General features: G+C 56.0%; 21 protein-coding genes and 1 pseudogene. 10 read left to right on the top strand and 12 right to left on the bottom strand.

Going from position 1 to position 20,416, the window contains the following annotated elements:
* Positions 1-25 precede the first annotated feature (25 nt).
* Positions 26-559 (top strand): molybdopterin adenylyltransferase, encoded by a 534-nt coding sequence (gene mog, locus L1D47_RS09070; RefSeq protein WP_041509755.1) that lies wholly within the window; start codon positions 26-28, stop codon positions 557-559.
* Positions 560-665: 106 nt separating this feature from the next.
* Here the strand turns inward: mog and L1D47_RS09065 are convergent, their stop codons facing one another.
* Entirely contained in the window at positions 666-845 is a 180-nt protein-coding gene (locus L1D47_RS09065) for a hypothetical protein (RefSeq protein WP_239884219.1), read from the bottom strand.
* Positions 846-955: 110 nt separating this feature from the next.
* Between L1D47_RS09065 and L1D47_RS09060 the strand changes: the two genes are divergently transcribed.
* Positions 956-1,963 (top strand): helix-turn-helix domain-containing protein, encoded by a 1,008-nt coding sequence (locus tag L1D47_RS09060; RefSeq protein ID WP_239884216.1) that lies wholly within the window; start codon positions 956-958, stop codon positions 1,961-1,963.
* A 31-nt stretch (positions 1,964-1,994) separates the two neighbouring features.
* Here L1D47_RS09060 and L1D47_RS09055 read toward each other — a convergent pair whose 3' ends face one another.
* The 5 genes from L1D47_RS09055 to L1D47_RS09035 form a co-directional block, all read right to left on the bottom strand.
* Entirely contained in the window at positions 1,995-2,270 is a 276-nt protein-coding gene (locus L1D47_RS09055; RefSeq protein WP_239884214.1) for a hypothetical protein, read from the bottom strand.
* Positions 2,271-2,433: 163 nt separating this feature from the next.
* Positions 2,434-2,682, bottom strand: coding sequence for a hypothetical protein (locus L1D47_RS09050; RefSeq protein WP_041509759.1), 249 nt, complete (start codon positions 2,680-2,682; stop codon positions 2,434-2,436).
* A gap of 54 nt (positions 2,683-2,736) precedes the next feature.
* On the bottom strand, positions 2,737-3,870 hold the full coding sequence (locus L1D47_RS09045; RefSeq protein WP_239884250.1) for an ABC transporter permease: 1,134 nt from the start codon (positions 3,868-3,870) through the stop codon (positions 2,737-2,739).
* On the bottom strand, positions 3,870-4,604 hold the full coding sequence (locus L1D47_RS09040) for an ATP-binding cassette domain-containing protein (RefSeq protein ID WP_041509760.1): 735 nt from the start codon (positions 4,602-4,604) through the stop codon (positions 3,870-3,872). The genes L1D47_RS09045 and L1D47_RS09040 overlap by 1 nt, the downstream gene beginning before the upstream one ends.
* Positions 4,597-6,180 (bottom strand): alpha/beta fold hydrolase, encoded by a 1,584-nt coding sequence (locus L1D47_RS09035; protein WP_239884212.1) that lies wholly within the window; start codon positions 6,178-6,180, stop codon positions 4,597-4,599. The genes L1D47_RS09040 and L1D47_RS09035 overlap by 8 nt, the downstream gene beginning before the upstream one ends.
* A 115-nt stretch (positions 6,181-6,295) precedes the next feature.
* Between L1D47_RS09035 and L1D47_RS09030 the strand changes: the two genes are divergently transcribed.
* The 5 genes from L1D47_RS09030 to L1D47_RS09010 all read left to right on the top strand — a co-directional run bounded on the left by L1D47_RS09030 (position 6,296) and on the right by L1D47_RS09010 (position 11,244).
* Positions 6,296-6,676: a GntR family transcriptional regulator gene (locus L1D47_RS09030; protein ID WP_041509761.1), complete on the top strand. Its 381-nt coding sequence runs from the start codon at positions 6,296-6,298 to the stop codon at positions 6,674-6,676.
* A gap of 14 nt (positions 6,677-6,690) precedes the next feature.
* Positions 6,691-7,536 carry an ABC transporter ATP-binding protein gene (locus L1D47_RS09025; RefSeq protein ID WP_239884206.1) on the top strand — a complete coding sequence of 282 codons (846 nt, stop codon included), beginning with the start codon at positions 6,691-6,693 and terminating at the stop codon, positions 7,534-7,536.
* Positions 7,533-8,795, top strand: coding sequence for a hypothetical protein (locus tag L1D47_RS09020; protein WP_239884205.1), 1,263 nt, complete (start codon positions 7,533-7,535; stop codon positions 8,793-8,795). Before L1D47_RS09025 ends, L1D47_RS09020 begins: the two co-directional genes overlap by 4 nt.
* Positions 8,796-8,922: 127 nt before the next feature.
* The gene (locus L1D47_RS09015; protein ID WP_239884204.1) at positions 8,923-10,719 is read left to right on the top strand and encodes a long-chain fatty acid--CoA ligase; all 1,797 of its coding nucleotides are present in this window, start codon (positions 8,923-8,925) and stop codon (positions 10,717-10,719) included.
* Between the two features lie 120 nt (positions 10,720-10,839).
* Entirely contained in the window at positions 10,840-11,244 is a 405-nt protein-coding gene (locus L1D47_RS09010; protein ID WP_041509764.1) for a thioesterase family protein, read from the top strand.
* A gap of 5 nt (positions 11,245-11,249) precedes the next feature.
* Here L1D47_RS09010 and L1D47_RS09005 read toward each other — a convergent pair whose 3' ends face one another.
* Entirely contained in the window at positions 11,250-11,495 is a 246-nt protein-coding gene (locus tag L1D47_RS09005; protein WP_041509765.1) for a GNAT family N-acetyltransferase, read from the bottom strand.
* 97 nt (positions 11,496-11,592) lie between these two features.
* On the opposite strand from L1D47_RS09005, the gene L1D47_RS09000 reads away from it, so the two are divergent.
* A complete protein-coding gene (locus L1D47_RS09000; protein ID WP_239884203.1) occupies positions 11,593-12,618 on the top strand; it encodes a Solitary outer membrane autotransporter beta-barrel domain in 1,026 nt (341 codons plus the stop codon).
* Positions 12,619-12,632: 14 nt separating this feature from the next.
* Here L1D47_RS09000 and L1D47_RS08995 read toward each other — a convergent pair whose 3' ends face one another.
* From L1D47_RS08995 to mtnC, 3 genes and pseudogenes are all read right to left on the bottom strand, one after another.
* Complete coding sequence (locus L1D47_RS08995; RefSeq protein WP_041509767.1) at positions 12,633-13,061, bottom strand: thioesterase family protein; 429 nt, start codon at positions 13,059-13,061, stop codon at positions 12,633-12,635.
* A 367-nt stretch (positions 13,062-13,428) separates the two neighbouring features.
* Positions 13,429-13,569: pseudogene (locus tag L1D47_RS08990) on the bottom strand (acireductone synthase); the annotation flags it as partial.
* 118 nt (positions 13,570-13,687) lie between these two features.
* Positions 13,688-14,365 carry an acireductone synthase gene (gene mtnC, locus L1D47_RS08985; protein WP_041509768.1) on the bottom strand — a complete coding sequence of 226 codons (678 nt, stop codon included), beginning with the start codon at positions 14,363-14,365 and terminating at the stop codon, positions 13,688-13,690.
* A gap of 274 nt (positions 14,366-14,639) precedes the next feature.
* Here mtnC and L1D47_RS08980 point away from each other — a divergent pair, with 274 nt between their 5' ends.
* Together L1D47_RS08980 and L1D47_RS08975 are read left to right on the top strand one after the other, a co-directional pair.
* On the top strand, positions 14,640-15,788 hold the full coding sequence (locus tag L1D47_RS08980; RefSeq protein ID WP_239884198.1) for an alpha/beta hydrolase-fold protein: 1,149 nt from the start codon (positions 14,640-14,642) through the stop codon (positions 15,786-15,788).
* 269 nt (positions 15,789-16,057) lie between these two features.
* Complete coding sequence (locus tag L1D47_RS08975; protein WP_239884191.1) at positions 16,058-17,005, top strand: PDC sensor domain-containing protein; 948 nt, start codon at positions 16,058-16,060, stop codon at positions 17,003-17,005.
* A gap of 55 nt (positions 17,006-17,060) precedes the next feature.
* On the opposite strand, the gene L1D47_RS08970 is transcribed toward L1D47_RS08975, so the two are convergent.
* Positions 17,061-17,366 (bottom strand): DUF3240 family protein, encoded by a 306-nt coding sequence (locus L1D47_RS08970; protein WP_239884189.1) that lies wholly within the window; start codon positions 17,364-17,366, stop codon positions 17,061-17,063.
* Positions 17,363-20,416 carry a CusA/CzcA family heavy metal efflux RND transporter gene (locus tag L1D47_RS08965; RefSeq protein WP_239884187.1) on the bottom strand — a complete coding sequence of 1,018 codons (3,054 nt, stop codon included), beginning with the start codon at positions 20,414-20,416 and terminating at the stop codon, positions 17,363-17,365. Before L1D47_RS08965 ends, L1D47_RS08970 begins: the two co-directional genes overlap by 4 nt.

Genomic DNA, 20,416 nt, shown 5'->3' with positions numbered 1-20,416 from the left:
CCCAACACCTAAAGGATAAAGTGGAATGGCAAAAGCAAAGATAGGCATAGTCACCGTTAGTGATCGCGCCAGTGCCGGCGTATACGAAGATATTTCCGGTAAGGCAATTATCGAGGTGTTGGGCGAATACCTCACCTCAGAGTGGGAGCCTGTCTACGAAGTCATTCCCGATGAGCAGCCAGTTATCGAGCAGACCCTGATTAAGATGGCCGATCAGCAAGATTGCTGCCTCATAGTTACCACGGGTGGCACAGGCCCGGCCAAGCGCGACGTGACCCCTGAGGCGACCGAGGCGGTGTGCGATCGTATGATGCCGGGCTTTGGTGAGCTGATGCGCGCCGAGTCGCTTAAGTTTGTGCCGACTGCCATCCTGTCTCGTCAAACCGCGGGCCTGCGCGGCGATAGCCTGATCGTCAACCTGCCCGGTAAGCCTAAGTCGATCCGCGAGTGTCTCGATGCCGTGTTCCCGGCAATTCCTTACTGCATCGATCTGATGGAAGGCCCCTATCTCGTGTGTGACGAGTCGGTGATTAAGCCCTTCAGACCCAAGGCGAAATAAGCCGATTTGTCGTCACAGAAAGGCCCGGCGTTTGCCGGGCTTTGTTATGCCTTGGCGTTATGCATTGGTCTGAAGTCTTGATGTTATGCCCAGTTGTGAAGATGAGTCACAGGCCCCTGCGGATGATCTGGTGTGCGCTATAGGCGCTGAACAGCAGCAGGCTGGGGATGGCGATGAAATGGGCGAAGAGATTGGGCTGAGTGGTAAAATGCAGCCACAACAGCAGGGTCCAGCTAACCCCTAAGTAACCCAGGCTCAGTATCAGGTGTAGTATGCGTGTGTTCATTTGCCTGCTCCTTGTCTTTGCAATGTGCCCAGTATAAAAACTCGACAAACGGTCAAAAAGTGTCATTATTGACAAAGTTTGGGTGATAAGTGACATCTTGAGGGGGCGCGATGAAGACAATCATGATTTTGGCGGCGGGCAATGTGGTGGCTGGCGGCATAGTGGGATTCATAGATGTGTTTAACTTTACCAATACCCTGTATCGCAGGCTGAATCCCGAGGTCACCCAAGATCTGTTTCATTGCCACATCGTCTCAGGCGATAGCCAGGCGATCACCACCAACCAAGGGTTTCAGCTGGCGGCGATGGCACTCAAGGATGAGACGCAGTTGCTCGAGGCCGATGCCGTGATAGTGGCTTCCTCCTTAGTGACCAATAAGGCGGAATTTAAGCAATATGCTCAGGACTTCTCGCCGCTGCTTGGGCCGCTTAGTGCCTATGCCCTGATGGGCAAGCCCATCGCGGCCTATTGCTCTGGCACCCTGATGTTGGCGGCATCCGGCTTACTGGATAACAGACGGGCCACCACAGTCTGGTGGCTGTCGCAGATGTTCGAGCGTAACTTCGCCAGGGTCAATCTCTGTATGGACTCCCTGGTGGTGTCCGACGGCCAGTTTCATACTGCGGGGGCGACCACCTCGAATCTGAGTCTGGCCCTGCATCTGGTGGGGCTACTGGCGGGTGAGGGGCTGGCACAGCAGATGGCCAAGATTTTGCTGATAGATCCTAACCGCAGCTCCCAGCAGCCCTTTATGACCATGGCGATCACACCTGAGCAGCATTCGGATGAGCTGGTGAGAAAGATTCAGCAGTGGATGCAGTCCAATTTAGATAAAAACTGGTTGCTCGATGAGATAGCGCAGAAGTTTGCTTTGGGTAAGCGCACCCTCATTCGTCGTTTCAAGAAGGCGCTCAACGAGACACCTGCCAGCTACATGCAGCGTTTGCGGGTCGATGAGGCCAAGCGGCTGCTGGAGACCACAGAGTTGGCCCTGGAGCAGATTGTCGAGCGGGTCGGCTATGAAGATGTCAGCTCCTTTAGGAAGCTGTTCATCCAGCTGACCAGCCTCTCCCCGCGGGCCTATCGGCAGAAGTTCAATACCCATGCTTGTTGTTAACCACGCGCAGCCAGAGCCTTGGCGTCCAGGCTTACTCTTGTGTTTTCAGGTGCTGTGCTTTGAGATGCTTGTCCATGTGGGCCTTAAACCGGGCGTCACTCTCAGCTTGTTGCTTGCGCTCATGCTCGTCCATCGCACTCATCACCTGACGCTCACACTCGAGGCGGGTATTTTCCCTCTGCAGCGGATTGGTGGCATGGTCGGTCTGGGCATCACATAGGGCGCTGGCACAGCCAGATAGGTTGGTCAGGCCAAATAGTATAAACAGGCCAAGGAAAGTGTGTTTGATGGCGGTCTTATTGGTCATATCGTCTCTGATGCAAGCTTTATATAGCGATTTGTTTTGGGGCGCCATTATAAAACCATTTGCCGTCCTGAGTACAAGTGAAAAACCTTAATGATTAAAGGGGCTTTGTTAGCCCCTTTAATCGTTAAGGCCTGTAGCTAAGGCCTGTAGCGAGTATCAGTCGTTAGGCATTGCGATTTAGCGCGGCAAACTCCTGCCTAAGCTGATAATCGCTGTCGGTGACGATACGCTCTAGGACGCTGACGCGCTCGGCTAATCTTTGATTTTCCTGTTTCAGGCGGTCCATCTCATCTGTGTTGCGAGGCGTCGATCTGCGTCTGTCTAGCCTGAGGCGATGTTTATACAGTTCGCTCAGACTGGTGGCGACCACCAATACCAACATGATGATCATGACGACTTGTTGCTTATCCATGACATGCTCCTTATAGGGCCTCCTGGTGTAGGCCCTTGTCGATTATTAGCGGGATTAGAGTCCGAAGACGATCTTCTCACTCTTTAGCGAGCGCTCCATGCCGAATGCCAGGGCAAGGGCGATGATGAAGGTGATGGCGCTTGAGAGTGCCAGTTGCAACATGGGAATATCCTTGCCCTTGATGAAGGCGATGAGCGCCTGCATCTGCCCCGAGATCGGCAGCCACTGCAGCGTGTCGGGCGCTATGTTATAGCTCGCCGCCATCGACAGCATCATGGGCACGATCAGCACTATGGTGAGGTAGGACTGGGCCTCTTTGAACGACTTGGCCATGAACGAGACAAACAGCTGCAGCGCCGCCGCCATCAGGGCGATGGGCAGGCCGATCGCCAGCATCAACAGAATGAAGTCGATGTTGATGTTGACCGAGAAGCCCAGCTCCTGCCAAGGCACGAAGCCGTAGGCGAGCTTAGAGATCACTAGGGTGAGGATCAGCCCCAGCATGGCGAAGATGGTCACCGCCGCGATCTTGGCCAGCACGATATCTCGGGTGGATACCGGATGGCTGAGCAGCAGGGCCAGGGAGTTGCGTTCGCGCTCACCGGCGCTGGTGTCTATGGCCAGATTCATGCCTGAGATAAACACCGCATAGACCATCATGAAGATGGCGACGCCTAAGATCATCCCGCCCTTAGAATCAGAGGTGGCCTGATCTTCCACCTTGACCTTGATCGGCTGCATCACCTTGGGGTCTATGCCGCGGGCGATCAGTCGCAGGCTGCCCATCTCGGCGCTGTACTGCTGCAGTGCATCTTCAAGACGGCGGATAGAAGATTGTAGCTTCTCGTTAGAGTTGTCGGCGATCAGCACGATCTCTGCGGCCTGACTCTTGGCCATGTTGGCGGCGTAATCCGGGCTGATGATCAGCTCTATCTCCTTGCGATCGGCTTCGTCGCCCTGGCTGATCTCGTTGCTGGCGAGATATTTCACCAGATCCGGCGCGCGCTCGCCGTGGGTGATGGTGATGTTGAGCGCCTCAGGGCTAGTGATCTGACCTATCAGGATCATAAACATGCCACACATCATCAGCGGCGCACCTATGGCGTAGTAGAGGCCGGCCATGACGGAACGTTTGTCTCTGGCGGCATCGGTCAGCTCTTTTCTGACCATGGTGATAATTGAACTCATCATGCTGCAATTCCCTCGTCGGTCCCTATAAGCTGAATGAAGGCGTCTTCCAGTGAGGCCTTGCCGGTCTTTTGGCAGAGTTCCTGGGGACTGCCAACGGCGACCACGCGCCCCTCGGCCATGACGATGACGCGATCACACAGGGCGGCGACCTCCTGCATTACATGGCTGGAGAAGAGTACGCAGTGTCCCGCCTGCTTGAGATCCTTCAGCAGGTCGCGCAGTACTCGGGTGCTCATCACGTCCAGGCCGCGGGTGGGTTCGTCGAGTATGATATTGGTGGGCTCATGCACTATGGCCTGCGCCAGCGCCGTCTTCATCCTTTGTCCCTGGGAGAAGCCCTTGCACTTGCGATCGGCAATATCATCCATATGCAGCTTGCTGAGCACCTTGGCCGAGGCGGCCTTGGCCTGGTCGCGAGAGAGGCCGTTCAGCTCGGCGAAGAAGCGGATATATTCTCTCGGCGTCAGGCGTTCATACAGGCCGAAGGGGTCGGGGAATAGGCCCAGCTGCTGCTTGGCGGCCACCGGCTGTTTGGCGACATCTATGCCGTCTATTTCGGCGATGCCTTGGTCGGGCTTGAGCAGACCAAACACGGTACGCAGACAGGTGGTCTTGCCCGCGCCGTTAGGGCCCAGCAGGCCGGTGATCTGGCCGTCCAGGGCCTCGAAACTCAGATCGTTCAGTGCCTGCACCTCACCGATCCGCTTAGATAAATTTGATACCTTAATCATGGTGTGCTCCTTGCTGCTTGGCGTCACCGACAGAGGCCTGACTAGTAGCGGCCTGGCTGAGATTGCTCTGACTGAGTTTGTCCTGTGGGATGGCTTCTACCGTATTGGCGTTGAGGTAGAAGTTACGGCTGACGTCATTGCTCAGGCACTCCTGAGAGAGGCCGTCGACGCTGCCGCTGGCGATCAGCTCGGCAATCAGGTTATTGCCGCATGACTGATAGGCCACGCCGTGGGTGGCATAGGGGGCGACGAAATGCTTGGCATTGGTCAGCTTGGCCATCGCCAGCTCACCCCAGCTGGGTGGCGTCGCGGGATCTATCTGTCCCGACAACACTAGCGTGGGTAGGTTGCTGGCAATGGGCGCGGCAAAACTGGCGTCGGCAGCCGGGATCTGCCAGATAGGGCAGCTCAGGTCGAAGGCCTTAATCATCTCCTGGCCGAAGTAGCTCTGGCTTAGACGCTCGCGCTCGGCCTGAGAGAAACGCTGCCAATCTTCGCCGCAGACCACTGCCGAGTGCATACCGGCGGCGATGCCCGTACTATTTACCGTGAGGGCATACAGCCCCATGATGGCCTGAAAGTTCCCCTCTGCCGCCTGGTGAATGGCGTGAGGCAGCAGCGCCCTAATATTAGGCATGTAGAGTGCCATGCGGATGGCGCCCATAAATTTGGCGCGGGTCATGGTCAGTTGGGTCGGCGCATTGGTGAGGGGATCGCGGGTCTGGCTGATCTGTGCTCCCTGGCTGAGCAGCGTCTCTACCTGTTCGAGCTCAGCTTTGAGATTAGGAAACTCTTGATGACAAAGGGCATTGCTTTGGCAATCCTGGAGCAGAAGGTCGATGGCGCGGGTGATGGCATCGCCGATGTTGAGCACGCTCTGTTGCATGGGAACCACGCCGTCCAGGGTGACTGTCGCCAGGGCCTCTGGATAGTGACGCATATAGAGCTGGGCCATGCGAGTGCCGTAGGAGATGCCGTACAGGTGCAGTTTCTGGTAACCCAGGGCTTGTCTGACCGCCTCGAAATCTTTTAGCGCTGTCTCGCTGCCATACTGGCTGACGTCGGCATCGAGTTCGCTCAGGCAGGCCTTGGTCTCGGCGGCGATATCCAGTTCATCATCGTTGAAGGCCAGCCCCCCCTCGAAGCCCGCGCCCTCGCAGGTCAGTTGGTTAGAGCTGCCTGTACCGCGCTGGTCGATCAGCAGTATGTCTCGCTGCTGACGCACCTTGGTAAAGATCTTGTCGAAGCTGGCGGCGTTATCTATGGCCGATTGACCCGGACCGCCGGCGATGGCTAGCAGTGCTTCTTTCTCGAAACTGGGTTTGATGGCGGGCAGAATCAGGTAGTGGATCTTTATCTGTTTGCCCTGAGGGGCGGCGTAATTTTCTGGCACGGTGATGGCGCCGCAGCGCAGACGGTCGGACAAGCCGTCCACATAGCAAGACGCTGGCTTGCTGTCTTGCTGGCTCTCTTGGCGATCGCCTGCCCAGGTGGGCTGAGACAACAGGAGTAATGCCATACAGGCGGGCAGGAGTAGCGCGGCCAGTCGCTGCTGCCGGGTGAATCTATTGGCCATCAATTTAACCTTTCCTTGAAGCATGATACCGATTCCTTAGTTGAAATTTACCGTATCTATGTTAATTTAGCACTGTATCGGTGTATCAATGTATTAATACAGTGAATAAAGGCTAATGCTAGATTTACTCAATGTCAACCCCAGTAATGGCGACCCCATCTACCGCCAGCTTAGCGATCAGATAGTGCGTCTGATCGTCGGCGGCCAGCTGCAACCTCAGGAGGTATTGCCTTCGGTGCGGCAGATCGCCGAGCATCTGGCGGTCAATCCCATGACGGTCTCCCGCGCCATTCAGCAGTTGGTGGAACAGGGTTGGCTCGAGCGTCGTCGCGGCCAACCGACCCGGGTGGCGCAGCGTGGCGATAGCCAAGGCACCTCAAGTTCTGACTTGATGGCGCCTCAGGTCAATTCACTCATCGACCAGGCAAAGCAGTTAGGGGTAAGCCTGGAGGAACTCAACGCCATCATCGCCAAGGCATGGCAACAGACGCAATAAAGGAACAGATGCAGATGCAAGAGAGCAATCAAGCCATATTGGCCTTCCATGGGATCAGCAAGGCGTTTGACGGCAAGCTAGCCATTGACGATCTGTCTATGACCCTCTATCCGGGCATGGTGGTGGGTCTGCTGGGGCAAAATGGTGCGGGCAAGTCGACCCTGATGCGCTGTGCCCTGGGGATCCTAGAGGTCAGCGAGGGTCAGATAGAGATCCTCGGCGGTAGCAGCGATAACATCAGCTCGGCCCAGAAGGCGCAGATCGGCTATGTACCCCAGCAGCCCTTCGGCTATGAGGGCTTCACCGTCGACCGAGCCCTGGCCCTGCATCGCAGCTTCTATCCCAGCTGGGACGAGTCGTTGGAGCAGGAGTGGCTGAGCCGCTTCCAGCTCGACGGGACGCAGCAGGTGCAGCGTCTGTCGGTGGGGCAGCGCCAGTCGCTGGCCTTGATCATGGCGATGGCCTACCGCCCCAAGTTGTTGATCCTCGATGAGCCCGTTGCCAGCCTAGATCCTATCGCCCGGCGCGAGTTTATGTCGGACCTATTCGATCTGGCGCTGGATGCCGGCTCGGCGGTGCTCTTCTCTTCACACATCACCTCAGATCTCGAGCGGGTCGCCAGTCACGTGGCCCTGATGCGCAAGGGTAAGCTGGTGTTGTTTAAAGAGATAGACACCCTCAGGGAGAGTGTGCAGCTGGTGAGTCTCAAGCATGATGCCTCCCTGCCAGAGGGGCTTGTTGTGCTCAATCGTCAGCAGGATAAGCTGCTGGTGGACCATTATGATGCCACCATGGCGCCTCAATTTGCGTCGGTCACCCCCATGAACCTGGAACAACTCTTCATGGAGCTGCACAGATGATGCCTAGAGCGCTGAGCGGTATGGCGCGCTTCTGGTTGTTCGACGTCGGCAGTGTCAGTTTTCTCGGCACAGCCCTACTGGCGCTGGCGATGATGTTGGTGCTGGCACTCTCGGGTAAGTTAGACGCCATGCCTGTGATGCTGGGGATGATACAGGTCTCCACCTGCGCGGCGATCGCCTGGCAACTCAATCGCCTGTCGGCCACCGAGTGGGCCAGCCTGGTACCGGGTTATTCACAGAGCATTCAATGGCAGGCGCTGGTGGTGGGCATGATTGCCACCCTTATCTCGCTGACCGCGGCGCTTATGCTGCCCCTGCCGGGGGCGGTCGAGCAGGTGATTCTGGCCAGTCTGGCGGGGATCGCCTTTATCTACTTCTGTCGTTTGCATATCAAGGGCTTCTATTTCTCCTTCGCGCTGTTTCTGTTGTTACCGTTTCTGCCGGAGATCACCGCCTTCTTACCGAGTCTCAGCTTCTGGTTCCTGCCTCTGGCGGCCGTGGGACTTATCTATCTGATCCGCTGTGACCTGCAAGCTAGGGTCTGGCACCTTGAGGCCAGAACCGTCTACCTCAATGGTCTGGAGATGGGCTGGTTCTGGCTGCCGAATCTCGGCTCAAATACCCTGATGACCCGCCTGGACAGATGGTTGCATCCGGTAAACTTTTTCGTCGGGCCCATGCTCTCTATGATGCTGGTGCTATTGCCGGCCCTAGCGCTGCTGCTCGACCTGGTGAACTTCTTCGTCGGTATCGAGCTGCCCGTGCTCTTCATCGCGGCACAGTTCAGTGCGATAGCCTGTTCCTTGGTTCACTGGAGTCGTGTGCAGCGCTGGCGAGCGGTCGAGACCCTCTATATCTTGCCGGGCTTCGACGGTAAATGTGGGTTGGTGGAGGCCTTCGCCAGTGCCCAATACCGCTTGCTGGGTTATCTCACCCTGACCATGGCGTTGCTGGCGACTCTGACCCTGGCGTTGAGGCCGGAATTTACCCTGATTCTCTGGAGTCACCTGGTGCTCAGCACCTTCTGCGTCTGCGCCATATTGCTTGGGCTCGGCTGCGCCGCCCGCAATGCCATGCATATCTCGCTGAGTCTGTTTGTGGTGATCTGTCATGCTATCTGGCTGTCTACCGCCTTGGTGGCGATGCGAGATGGCAAGGATCTGAGCACTTGGCTGGCATTGGATATCGGCCTGGTGGCTTTTTCCTTGTTCACGCTCTGGTGGGGCAAGCGAAAGCTGTGGCGTGATGCGTTGGCCTAATCCTCTTACTGCCTGGTTTTTGTGCTCCAATTAACATTATTGGAGCAAAAACTCTTATTTTTTGCCCGCCATTGCAGTAAAATGCGCCAAAACAGGTACAAGTGTACGCTAAAAGGGTCAGAAAATTATGTCGCTCCAACAGTATCATCCAATAAGCCTGATGCAGGCCCAGAGCCAGCAGCGTGGCGATGCCATCGCGCTGGAAGGCTATGGCTTAGCCGCTCCATGGCAGCAGATCAGTTGGCGGCGCTTCGATGAGATTGGCGACCAGGTTGCCAAGGCGCTGATCGCCTCTGACTTCGCCCCCCAGGACAAGGTGGTGATCCTGTCGCAGAACTGCCCCCAGTGGACCTGTGCCGATGTCGGCGCCCTCAAGGCCAAGGCGGTTGTGGTGCCTATCTATCCTACCAGTACCCTGGAACAGGCGCGCTACATCATAGACGATGCCCAGGCTAAGCTGATCTTCGTCGGTGACGCCGAGCAATATGGCATGGCCCGTGAACTGCTGGCGATCTGCCCCAGCCTGACTCAGATAGTGGTGTTCGATGCCGAAGTCGTGTTGACCGAAGGGGAAACAGCTGTTCATTTCGATAGCCTGCTCAGCCAAACCTATTCGCCAGAGGTCGAGGCCGAGCTGGGGCGCCGTTTAGCTAACCTGGATCTGGACGATCTGCTGACCCTGATTTACACCTCGGGCACCACGGGTGACCCTAAGGGCGTGATGCTGGCTTATCGCAACATTGCCTCTGTGGTGCGTCAGCACGATACGATTTTGCCTTTTACGCCGGGCGATGTGTCGCTGGCCTTCCTGCCGCTGAGTCACGTGTTCGAGCGGGGCTGGAGCTTCTACGTGCTATGCCGCGGCGGCCACAACGTCTACCTTAACGACCCTATGACGGTGAAAGAGGCGATCGTCGATATTCGTCCCCATACCCTGTGTGTGGTGCCACGTTTCCTGGAGAAGGTCTACAGCGCGGTGCAGGACAAGGTGAATAAGGCACCCGACACCCGCAAGAGGCTGTTTGCCTGGGCCATGTCGGTGGGCGAGCGTCAGTTCGAGGTCAGCCAGGGTAGGGCCAAGAGCTCCTGGTGGCTCAAGACCCAGTGGAAACTGGCTCATAAGTTGGTGTACAGCAAGCTGCAACAGGTATTGGGTGGCAGGCTCAAGTTTATGCCTTGCGGCGGCGCTGCGCTGGATCAGAACGTGGCCAGCTTCTTCCATGCCATCGATATTCCCGTGCTCTGCGGCTACGGCATGACTGAGACCACGGCGACCGTGACCTGTAATACTCTGGATAACCGTGTCGCGGGCTCGAATGGTAAGACGCTGCCGGAGGTCGAGATCAAGCTGGGTAAAGACAACGAGATCCTGGTGCGCGGCGATACCGTGATGCGCGGCTACTACAACCGTCCCCAGGAGACTGCCGACAGCTTCGAAGACGGCTGGCTGAAGACGGGTGATGCCGGTCAGATAGACGCGCAGGGTAACCTGTTTATCACAGATCGAATCAAGGAATTGATGAAGACCTCTAACGGTAAATATATCGCGCCCCAGCGGGTCGAGGGCAAGGTAGGCTGCTGTCCCTTCATCGAGCAGGTGGCGGTGATTGCCGATGCCAAAAACTATGTGACCGCACTCATCGTGCCTGCCTTCGAATCGTTAGAGGCCTGGGCCGAAGAGAAGGGCTTGCACTACGAGTCGCCCATTGAGCTGCTGCGTCACAGCCATGTGATCGAGCACTTCGAGCAGCGCCTCAAGCATCTGCAGCAGGAGCTGGCGGGTTTCGAGAAGATTAAGAGGTTTACCCTGCTACCCGAGGCCTTCTCTATGGAGGCGGGGCTGCTGACACCGACCATGAAGCTGAGGCGTAAGATGATCTATCACAAGTACGCCACCGAAATTAACGCCATGTATTTGAAGTAATTAGACCCTAAGGGCGTCTCGCAACGAGGCGCCCTTAGGTCGAAAGTCCATCTTGCATCCCAAGGGCTTCTCGGTTAGCGTATTCCCACAAAAATAACGACTTAGCCTTAGGAGCTCCCTGTGCCGTTACGCTCTTTCAGTTTAACCATTCAACCCAGATTCAATGAAACCGATGGTCTGGGCCATATCAACAATACCGTTATGCCCGTCTGGTTCGAGGCGGCGCGTGAGCCCATCTTCGCCATCTTTAATCCGTCGCTCAATCTGGCGGAGTGGAACCTGATCGTGGCGGGCTTTACTATCGCCTACACCTCGCCGACCCAATATGGTCTGCCGGTGGAGATCAAGACCTGGATCAGCCGAGTGGGCAATGCCAGTTTCGAGGTGGCGCAGCAGAGCTGGCAGGGGGGAAAGATGACCGCCGAGGCCAAGACCACCCTAGTGCATTACGACTATAGCGTCGACAAGAGCCAACCCATAGGGGAAGAGGTGAAGCAGGCGCTGCTGACCCTGACCGGCGAATAGGCGGGTTACAAAAACTTCTGCACGTACCAGCAACTGGCAGTGATGGCGAGTTGCTGGGACTTGGCCCACGCTAAGCCATGGCGCACCAAGCGCCCGGCCACGCCTTGTCCCCTCAGTTCATCAGGCACAAAGGTGCGAACAAAATCTACCTTGTCGCCTTGTCGTTGATACTCTAATACCGCATCATGGCCTGCAATGGACAGGACAAATTTCTGCTGGTCGGCCTGGTGTCGAATCGTCTCTTGCGTCATAGTCTGCCTCTCGTTTGACGGGATGAAACTTAACGTTAGCACAGGGTGATGAAATTAGTAACAAGATGATTTTGTTAAAATTAGATAAGGCCTTCGCGTGAGAATCAAGGGCCATATACACCTTAAGAGCGCGCTGATCCGCTGGCTTGGCCTCTGTGTTGGGGTTTACCTTACTCAAGCATTGGCTGCAGCGGAGATTAACCTGCGCCCCGCCGTCGAGGCCAAACTCAAGGGGGACATCACCAGTGCCATGGTGCTCACCGATGCCAACCTGATCACCCTAGGCATAGTGGATTTCAATCCCAACACCATAGTGGATCTGAGCGAGATAGGCGATGTCGGTAGTGAGGAGTCGCTTGAGCGCCGCAGTCAGCTTACCTCCTATACCTTGCCCTGGGAGAGTGAGCCTGTGATCCTCTCCCCCCACACCACCGGCAGCATTCAGGTGCGCCTCTCCTACGTGCATGCCAGCGACAGCATTCAGGGGCTGGAGGATGAGACCATCAGCAGCCCGCTGGAGGATACCAGTTACCTGTTGGCGGGCGAGTATCGCTGGAAGTATCAGATAAACCCGCAGTGGCGGGCGATGTTTGGCCTCGGTGCCCAGCTGCTCTGGCTGGAGAACACCTTAACCTATAAGGATCCCTTGCTGAGCAGCATTAGAGGCCAGCTCGATGAGAAGCTGGTGAACACCAGCTATGGCGCCATCATGTTAGATCCCAATGTCGAGGTGAGCTATACCGGCGACCTGCTGGGCAACAAGTGGGAGTTTATCAGTACCCTCAGATACGGCATTGGTCGCAGTGTGTTGACCGATGATGGCATGCAGGCCGTCACCCCTCAGGTCGGGCGCCTGAGCAATGCCCTGGTGTTTCACTATGGCCTGCCCGACTTCTTCGAGCGACAGAATGAGATGCGTCTGTTGGCCAAACGCATCGATCTCAGTGGCGACGTGATCGATTCCATGGGCACGCGTCACTACTACGAGTTTGGCGCCGGCTGGGTAGTGCAGACACCATCCTTGTCATCCTGGCTGCGCAACATAGGGATAGGCATAACCCTCAACATCAACAGCGGCCTCAGTGGTGGCGGCATAGTGTTGCTGTTTAACGAGGAGATGTGACTTAGGCGAGCCCGTTAGTCTGCGCAGTGTTGCTTAAGCACGGCCAGTAGCTCGGCGGGTAACTCGGCCTTGGCTTGCTTGTTGAAGTCGAACATGACGGCGACCGAGGAGCCCGTGGTGGTGATCGCCTGTTGCCGCTCGCTGAACACCTGATAATGCATGGTGAAACGATCTTTATGGATATCGCTGATGCTGACGCCGACCAATAGGGTATCAGGGAAGGTGACCGGGCGCTTATAGCGGGCATTATTGTCGCTGATCACCGGTCCCATGCCGGACTTGTAGAGTTTATCCAGCGGAAACAGCTGATTAAAAAAGTCGATACGCGCCGTTTCGAAGTAACGGAAATAGACCACATTATTGACGTGCTGCAGGGCATCCATTTCACCCCAGGCAACCTGGATGCGGGTATGGAAGGGAAAGCGACTAACGAACTGCTCCATATCTTGACCTTTAATTTTCAAACAAGCGTTTAGTTTTAGGTTAAGATATCAGCATCTCGCGACAATACCAATCCCCGAGTCGTCCCCGAGTCATTAGTGGTTAGGGTTCGCTGCGCGTCGAATTGACACCCTGGTTCAGCCCGGTTTTATACCAATCACAGTAAACATGTGATCAGAAATAGCGCAGGAAAAACGCTTGAGAACAAAGCAGGATTTTTAGATAAGTAGTTATTCTACAATTAAAAATACTAATACAGTTATTGAGCGTTTTAACAAGCTAGAATGATCAATTGTTTATTACGATTGGTATTATTCGGGCAACAAAAAAGGCACCCCGAGGTGCCTTTGTACATAGTGAGCGACAGCCTTAGAGGCTCAACTCCTTGAAGTTGGTGATCTGTGGGTAGTCACCGGTGCGCTGCGTGGTCTCGCGTACCATCTGCATGACGCGCATCCCTGCCTGCTCCGCCGCCTTGAGTTCTTCTAACCCATCAGAGATAAACANTACTAATACAGTTATTGAGCGTTTTAACAAGCTAGAATGATCAATTGTTTATTACGATTGGTATTATTCGGGCAACAAAAAAGGCACCCCGAGGTGCCTTTGTACATAGTGAGCGACAGCCTTAGAGGCTCAACTCCTTGAAGTTGGTGATCTGTGGGTAGTCACCGGTGCGCTGCGTGGTCTCGCGTACCATCTGCATGACGCGCATCCCTGCCTGCTCCGCCGCCTTGAGTTCTTCTAACACATCAGAGATAAACAGCACCTGCTTAGGCGCCAGGCTGATGGTGTTGATGATGTTGCAGTAGGCCTGCTTAAACAGCTTGTTGCCAGTGCGGGTGTCGAAGTGGCCATCGAAATACTCGGTCAGATCGCCGCCGTCGCTGTGGCTGAACAGCAGTTTCTGCGCATCTACCGAGCCTGAAGAGAAGCTGTAGAGACGCAGGTTTTGCGCCTTGATATCTTTCACGCTGTCGATGAAGTCAGGGTAGATATGACCCTTAAATTCGCCCTTGGCATAGCCCTGTTTCCAGATCAGGCCTTGTAGTGTCTTTAGCGGGGTAGCCTTGCGATCTTCGGCAATCCACTGCTGCAGGATCTCGACCACGCGCGCCAGTGAGGCGTCTGGCTCCAGCGCGATATCTTTCACATCGCTAATGCAGTTGTCTACCAATACATTAGTTTGATTTTCTTCTAAAAAATCAGCGAGGGCCTTAGACGAATAGGGAAAAAGGGTGTCCTGAATAAAATTCAGATCGGTTGTTGTACCTGCTGTATCTACAACTATGGCTCGAATACCCATAACGTTGGCTTACTCCACTATGCATTAATCGTTAAATGACAGACCAGATCCTAAGCGGAAAATGCCCCTTTGGCTAGTGAATTATCGCCAGAAGCCACCCCCTCAAAGACGAAATGCCAGCCTAGTGCAGCAGGTCCACAGATTGACGAGTATCTCGCTGAAAAGCATACTCATTTGTTATGTTAAAAAATAGCACCTCACCTTGCTGGTCGTCGCACCTGGGTGAGCGCCTGCTAATCACTTAATCATTTAACAAGAATAATAAGGAAGAGACGTGATGAATAAATGGATTACTGGTGTCATTTTGTTGCTGTGCAGCGGCCTGAATCTGGTTCAAGCCGCCCAAGTTGAGACCCTGATGGTCAAGGCGCCTGGCGTCGACAAGCCCATGGCCTTTCAGGTAACCCTTCCACCTAGCTATAGCAAAAATACCGACAAGCGCTATGTGCTGCTGTTCGACTTTCATCCCCGAAGTCGTGGTTATCTGGAGGGCATGCATGACTGGATGAGCCACAACGGTGACTGGCCCTGGCTTGAGACCATCATCGTCACCGCGCCCGATGGTGATCAGGCCTTAGGTAAGCTGAAAGAGCAGGCGATCGAGCAGGAGGGCAACACGGCTCTGCTAGATTTCATGGCCCAGTCGCTGCTGCCCGCCATCGATGCCAAGTATCGTACCAATGGCTTTCGCATCATGAATGGCTTTACCGGCAATGCGGGCCTGGTGCTCTACACCTTGCTCAACCGCCCTGAGCTGTTTAATGCCTACCTGGCGGCGAGCCCTGTGTTGAGTAACGATTTTGCCTTTGTGATGAAGTCGGCCACCCAGAAGCTTGAGCGTATCCAGGGTAAGCCGCGTTATCTGATGTTGACCACCAGCGACAGCGATTTCGAGCAGCGTCAGCTGGCAGACTTCGCCGCTTTGGAGGAGCTGATCGAGACGAGCAATCATCCGGCGTTGCACTACCAGGTGAAGCGCTTCGACGGCACCTATTACATGACGCAGCCGATTCTGGCGACCGCCTACGGCATAGAGTGGCTGTTCGACGACTATCACAGGGTGCTCTCGCCAGATTCTAAGATAGCCCGCGGCGGCGTGGCTGCGATACTCGAGCATTATCGCTATCTGTCCGAGCAGAAATATGGCTTTGCCGTGCCCTCCACTGATTCGCTCATCGCCCTGGCCGATGCCGAATTTGCCAAGGATAAAGACAAGGGGTTAGCTGTTTATCAGGCGGCCGTGAAGGCCAATCCCGAGTCCCACAGCGCCCACGACGCCCTGGCCCGCGCCTATGGTGAGCTGAAGCAGTTTGATTTGGCCGTGGCGCAGCAGAAGCTGGCGCTGGCCAAGACAGATCACCCTTTCTGGACACGCAAGTACAGCGAGAGCCTGGCGGCACTCGAGGCTAAGCAGGCGCACTAGCTCCTCCTCAATATTCAATACTTTCCTCTAGCCAGCATCTGCCCTCTTTTGGTGCAGATGCTGGTGTGTTTGGATGCAGCCAAGGTCGATCTCTTGCGTTCATCCGGTCGCTTTGTAGAGTTGTAACCCCCTATCATGACGAGGTTTTCGCTCATGCCGCCATGCGTACCCCGTGTCTCGCCCTTGCCTTCACTCTAGCCTTCACTCTAGCCAATGGGATTGGCGTCATAGTTGCAATGCTCTGAAGAGTTACCTTTGGAGACTAGTCTATGGCGGCAATGAGTTATCTAAGCGTTATTGAGCGTTACCATGAACATGAGCAGTTGGTCAAAGAGCTGCTGGAGTCGATTCTGGTGGGGATAAGTGACCCGCTGATGTTGTCCGACCCCGGCTTTCGGGTGCGCGCCATGGCGGAGATCGCCAACTGTTATCCCTTTGTCGAGCTGCTGTATGTGCTCGATGGCGATGGTGTGCAGATCAGCGACAACGTGGCCATAGTTAATCGTGTGGTGCAGGCCATCCCAGTAGGGCGCAACCTGAGCCGCAGCCACAGACCCTATTTTTCCAAGGTCGAGGAGACCCAGCGTCTCAAGATCACCACGCCCTACCTCTCTAACGCCAGCGGCCAGCTCTGTCTGTCGGCCTCCTATCGAATCGAGGACGATAGCGGCCGCGGCTTCATCATAGTGGATATCAACCTCACCCGGCTGATCGAGTTTATGATGGGCGACAGGGCCAGACGCCGCGCGACCCCCCTGTTTAAGGGGGTCTATACCACACTGGTTATGGGGCTGTTTATTATGGTGCTGGTACTTATTGGCATGGCCGCCGCGGATATCGGTGGCCTGCTGTCTCAGGGGGCGGTGCCCAGTGGCTCCATCAAGCCCTTTAGCATCATCATCTTCATCACCCTGGCACTGGCGGTGTTCGACCTGGGCAAGACCATACTCGAAGAGGAGGTGTTGATGCACAAGGATATCTTTCGGCACAGCTCGACCCGGCGCACCATTACCCGCTTCATCTCTACTATCTTGATCGCCATCTCCATCGAGGCCCTGCTGACCATGTTTAAGGCCTCGCTGGGAGAGGTGAAATATGTGCAGCCGGCCATCGGCATGATGTTCGCCGTGGTCGGCCTGCTGGTGGGGCTGGGGATCTATGTGTTTCTGGGTGCCAAGGCCGAGTTGCTGCTCAAGCAGGGCAATGGCAAGCCTTAGGCCCTTAGCTCTTAAGTCATAGGCTAAAGAGTACAGGCCTAAGGCGTTATCTAGGTTAGCACAGGGTGCCCGTCTGCTGGATCGGCATGATCCAGTAGCGGCAGGGATTGTGCTGACACACCCTGGAAAGCTCGGTGAGCAGGGCCTGCTGCTGGCTGGCGGGGTGCATGATCTCGAACTTGCAGAACTCCCGATAGCCCTCCACCTGCTCCTTGATATTGAAGTGGCTATGTTCGCGACTGAAGCCGCAGATATTGCCCAGACTGAAGCCGGAGAGAAAATCCAGCTCGATCAGGGTGTCGACTATGTCGTCTTTTATATCATTCTGGGCGATCAGCACCAGTAGTTGTTCGCTGCTCATTGGCGTTTCTCCAGCCAGTAATAGAGGATAGGCAACAGATAGAGGGTGGTGATGGTGGAGGTCATTAGACCGCCAATCACCACTATGGCGAGGGGCTTTTGAATTTCGGCCCCAGGCCCAGTGGCAAACACCAGCGGCATCAGGCCGAACATGGCGGTGGTGGCCGTCATCAGGATCGGCCGCAGGCGTCGCATGGCGCCCTGTTCGACGCGCACCAGCAGGTCGCTAAACAGGTGACGGGTCTGCTCATAGTAGCTGACCATCACCACGCCGTTGAGCACCGCCACCCCAAGTAGGGCGATGAAGCCCACCGACGCGGGTACCGACAGGTATTCCCCCGACAGGTAGAGGCTGACGATGCCGCCCATCATGGCGAAGGGCACGTTGGCCAGGATCAGCCCCGCCTTAGGCAGTGAACCGAAGGTGGTAAACAGGATCAGGGTGATCAGCGCCATGGCGATAGGGATCACCAGTAGCAGGTTGTTGGTGGCACGCTGCTGGTTTTCAAATTCGCCGCCGAAGCTGACGCTGTAGCCGGCGGGCAGCTTGACTTGTGCGGCTATCTTGTCGTTAAGCTCCTCGACGAAGCCGACGATATCCCGCCCCTCGACATTGGTGGTGATCACCGAGAAGCGATCGCCCTGTTCCCTCTCTATCAATATCGGCCCCTCTTTAAAGCTGAGTCTGGCCACATCGGTCAGGCGTCTGAGGGAGTGATCCGGCATCACCAGCAACTGTTGTTCCAGCTCCTTGATGCTGGCCAGTCTGCCCTCGCCGCTGGCGAGCAACACAGGAGTGCGCTTCTTACCTTGCAGCACCTCGGTCACCGCCACGCCTTCCAGCTGGCTCTTGAGGTAGCGGGCAAACTCCAGGGTGCTCATGCCGAACCCGCGGGCCAGCTCGTTATCCAGGGTGAGGTTGATGAAGGGGCTGCCCTCGATCAGCGACATCTTCACATCCACACTGCCCTGAGTCTCATGTACCAGTTGCTGGATCTGTCCGGTCAGCGCGCCTAGGGTATCGATATTTGTGCCAAACACCTTGATGGCCACATCGCCAATGCTGCCGGTGAGCATCTCCGAGACCCGCATCTGGATCGGCTGGGTAAAGTTGAAGTTGACTCCGGCGTATTGTAATAGCTCGGTGCGAATTGCCTCGATTAGCTCAGTCTTGGTGTCGAAACGCCACTCGCTGTGGGGCGTGAGTTCGAGAAACACATCTGTCTCGTTCAGTCCCATGGGATCAAGGCCTATCTCGTCGGCGCCGGTGCGGGCGACCATCTGTTTGATCTCCGGTACCTTACTCAGCAGTGTCTGTTGTATCTGTTTGTCGATGGCGATGGAGGCCTCCAGCGAGATTGAGGGCGACTTCTCCAGCTGTAAGATAATATCGCCCTCGTCCAGGGTCGGCATGAAAGTCTTGCCCACCAGGCTAAACAGCCCCAGGCTGACAAACAGTAGGCTAAAGGCGATTAGCATGAAGCGCCGCTTCGCCTCGAAGGTGCGTTTCAGGCTCCTCAGGTAGCTGGCCTTGAGCTTCTCGATCGCCTTGGGTTCCTGCGCCGCCTTCTCATTCACCAGATAGGAGGCGATCACTGGGATAACAGTAAGTGCCAGCACCAGAGAGGAGAGCATGGCAAACACTATGGTGACCGCCACCGGGGTAAATAGCTTGCCCTCGAGTCCTGTTAGGGTCAGCAGGGGCGAGAAGACGATGATGACTATGATGGTGCCCGAGACCACGGGGATGGCGACATCCTTAGTGGCGCGGAAGATCAAATGTAGGCGTGGCAGTTGCTGCTTGGCGGCGATCTGGTTCACCATGTTCTCGACCACCACCACAGAGGAATCCACCAACATGCCGATGGCGATCACTAGGCCGCCGAGGCTCATCAGGTTGGCCGACAGGTCGAACAGATCCATCAGCAGGAAGGTCATCAGGGCGGCCAGCGGTAGTGAGAGTGATACCACTAGGGCGGCGCGAACGTTACCCAGAAACAGCGCCAGCAGCACGATCACCAGGAGTACCGCCTCGAAGAGGGCGCTGGAGATGGTGTCTATGGCGGTGCCGATCAGGTTGGCGCGATCGTAGAAGGTGTTGATCTCGCTGCCTTGTGGCAGGCTGGCCTGGATCTGCGCCAGCTTCTGCTTGATGCCATCCACAACCTGGGCAGTGTTGGTATCCTTGAGGGCGATGATCAGCGCCTCGGCGGTCTCCTCGCCATCTTTGGTGACCGCACCGTAACGCGCCAGGTGACCAATCTGAATATCCGCCAGATCCAGCAGGCGGTAGACCTTGGCATCGTCTGCCTTGACCACGAGTTGTCTTAGCTCATCAATATCATCGATACGGCCTTCGGCACGCACTATGATGGTATCTGTGCCTATGGTGAGCTTGCCGGCGCCTTCGTTATGGTTGTTGTCACGGATCGCCTGTTGCAGATCGGCAAAGCTGATGCTGGCCGCCGCCATGGCCGCGGGATTCGGATTGATGCTAAAGCTCTTGGCGTAGCCGCCGAGAATGTTGACGTCGGCCACCCCAGGCACTGTGCGCAGCAGGGGGCGAACCTCCCATTCCAACAGTTGCCTGCGCTCCATCAGCGACAGGTTGGGGTTTTCCAGGGAGAACATGAAGATCTCGCTCAAGGGGGTGCTCATGGGGGCGACGCCGCCCGAAACGCCTTCGGGGAAGCTGTCCCACACGGCGGACAGGCGTTCGCTCACCTGTTGTCTCGCCCAGTAGATATCTGTGCCTTCGGCAAAGTCGAGGGTGATGTCGCTGATGGCGTACTTGGTGGTCGAGCGCAGAATGGCCTGGTTGGGGATCCCCAAAAGCTCAGTCTCTATGGGGACAGTGATCTGCGCCTCTATCTCCTCTGGCGTCATGCCTGGTGCCTTGAGGATGATCTTCACCTGGGTTGGTGAAATATCGGGAAAGGCGTCCAGGGGGATTGCCAGCCAGGCTCTGCCGCCGGCGGCCATGAGTATGGCGGCGACGATCAGCACAAACAGGCGCTGGGTGAGAGAGAAACGTATTACCGAGGTCAGCAT

Source organism: Shewanella sp. Isolate7 (genome assembly GCF_022398425.1).
Taxonomy (GTDB): domain Bacteria; phylum Pseudomonadota; class Gammaproteobacteria; order Enterobacterales; family Shewanellaceae; genus Shewanella.
Note: the sequence above shows the minus strand (reverse complement) of the source record. Positions and strands in the feature narration are given on the sequence as shown.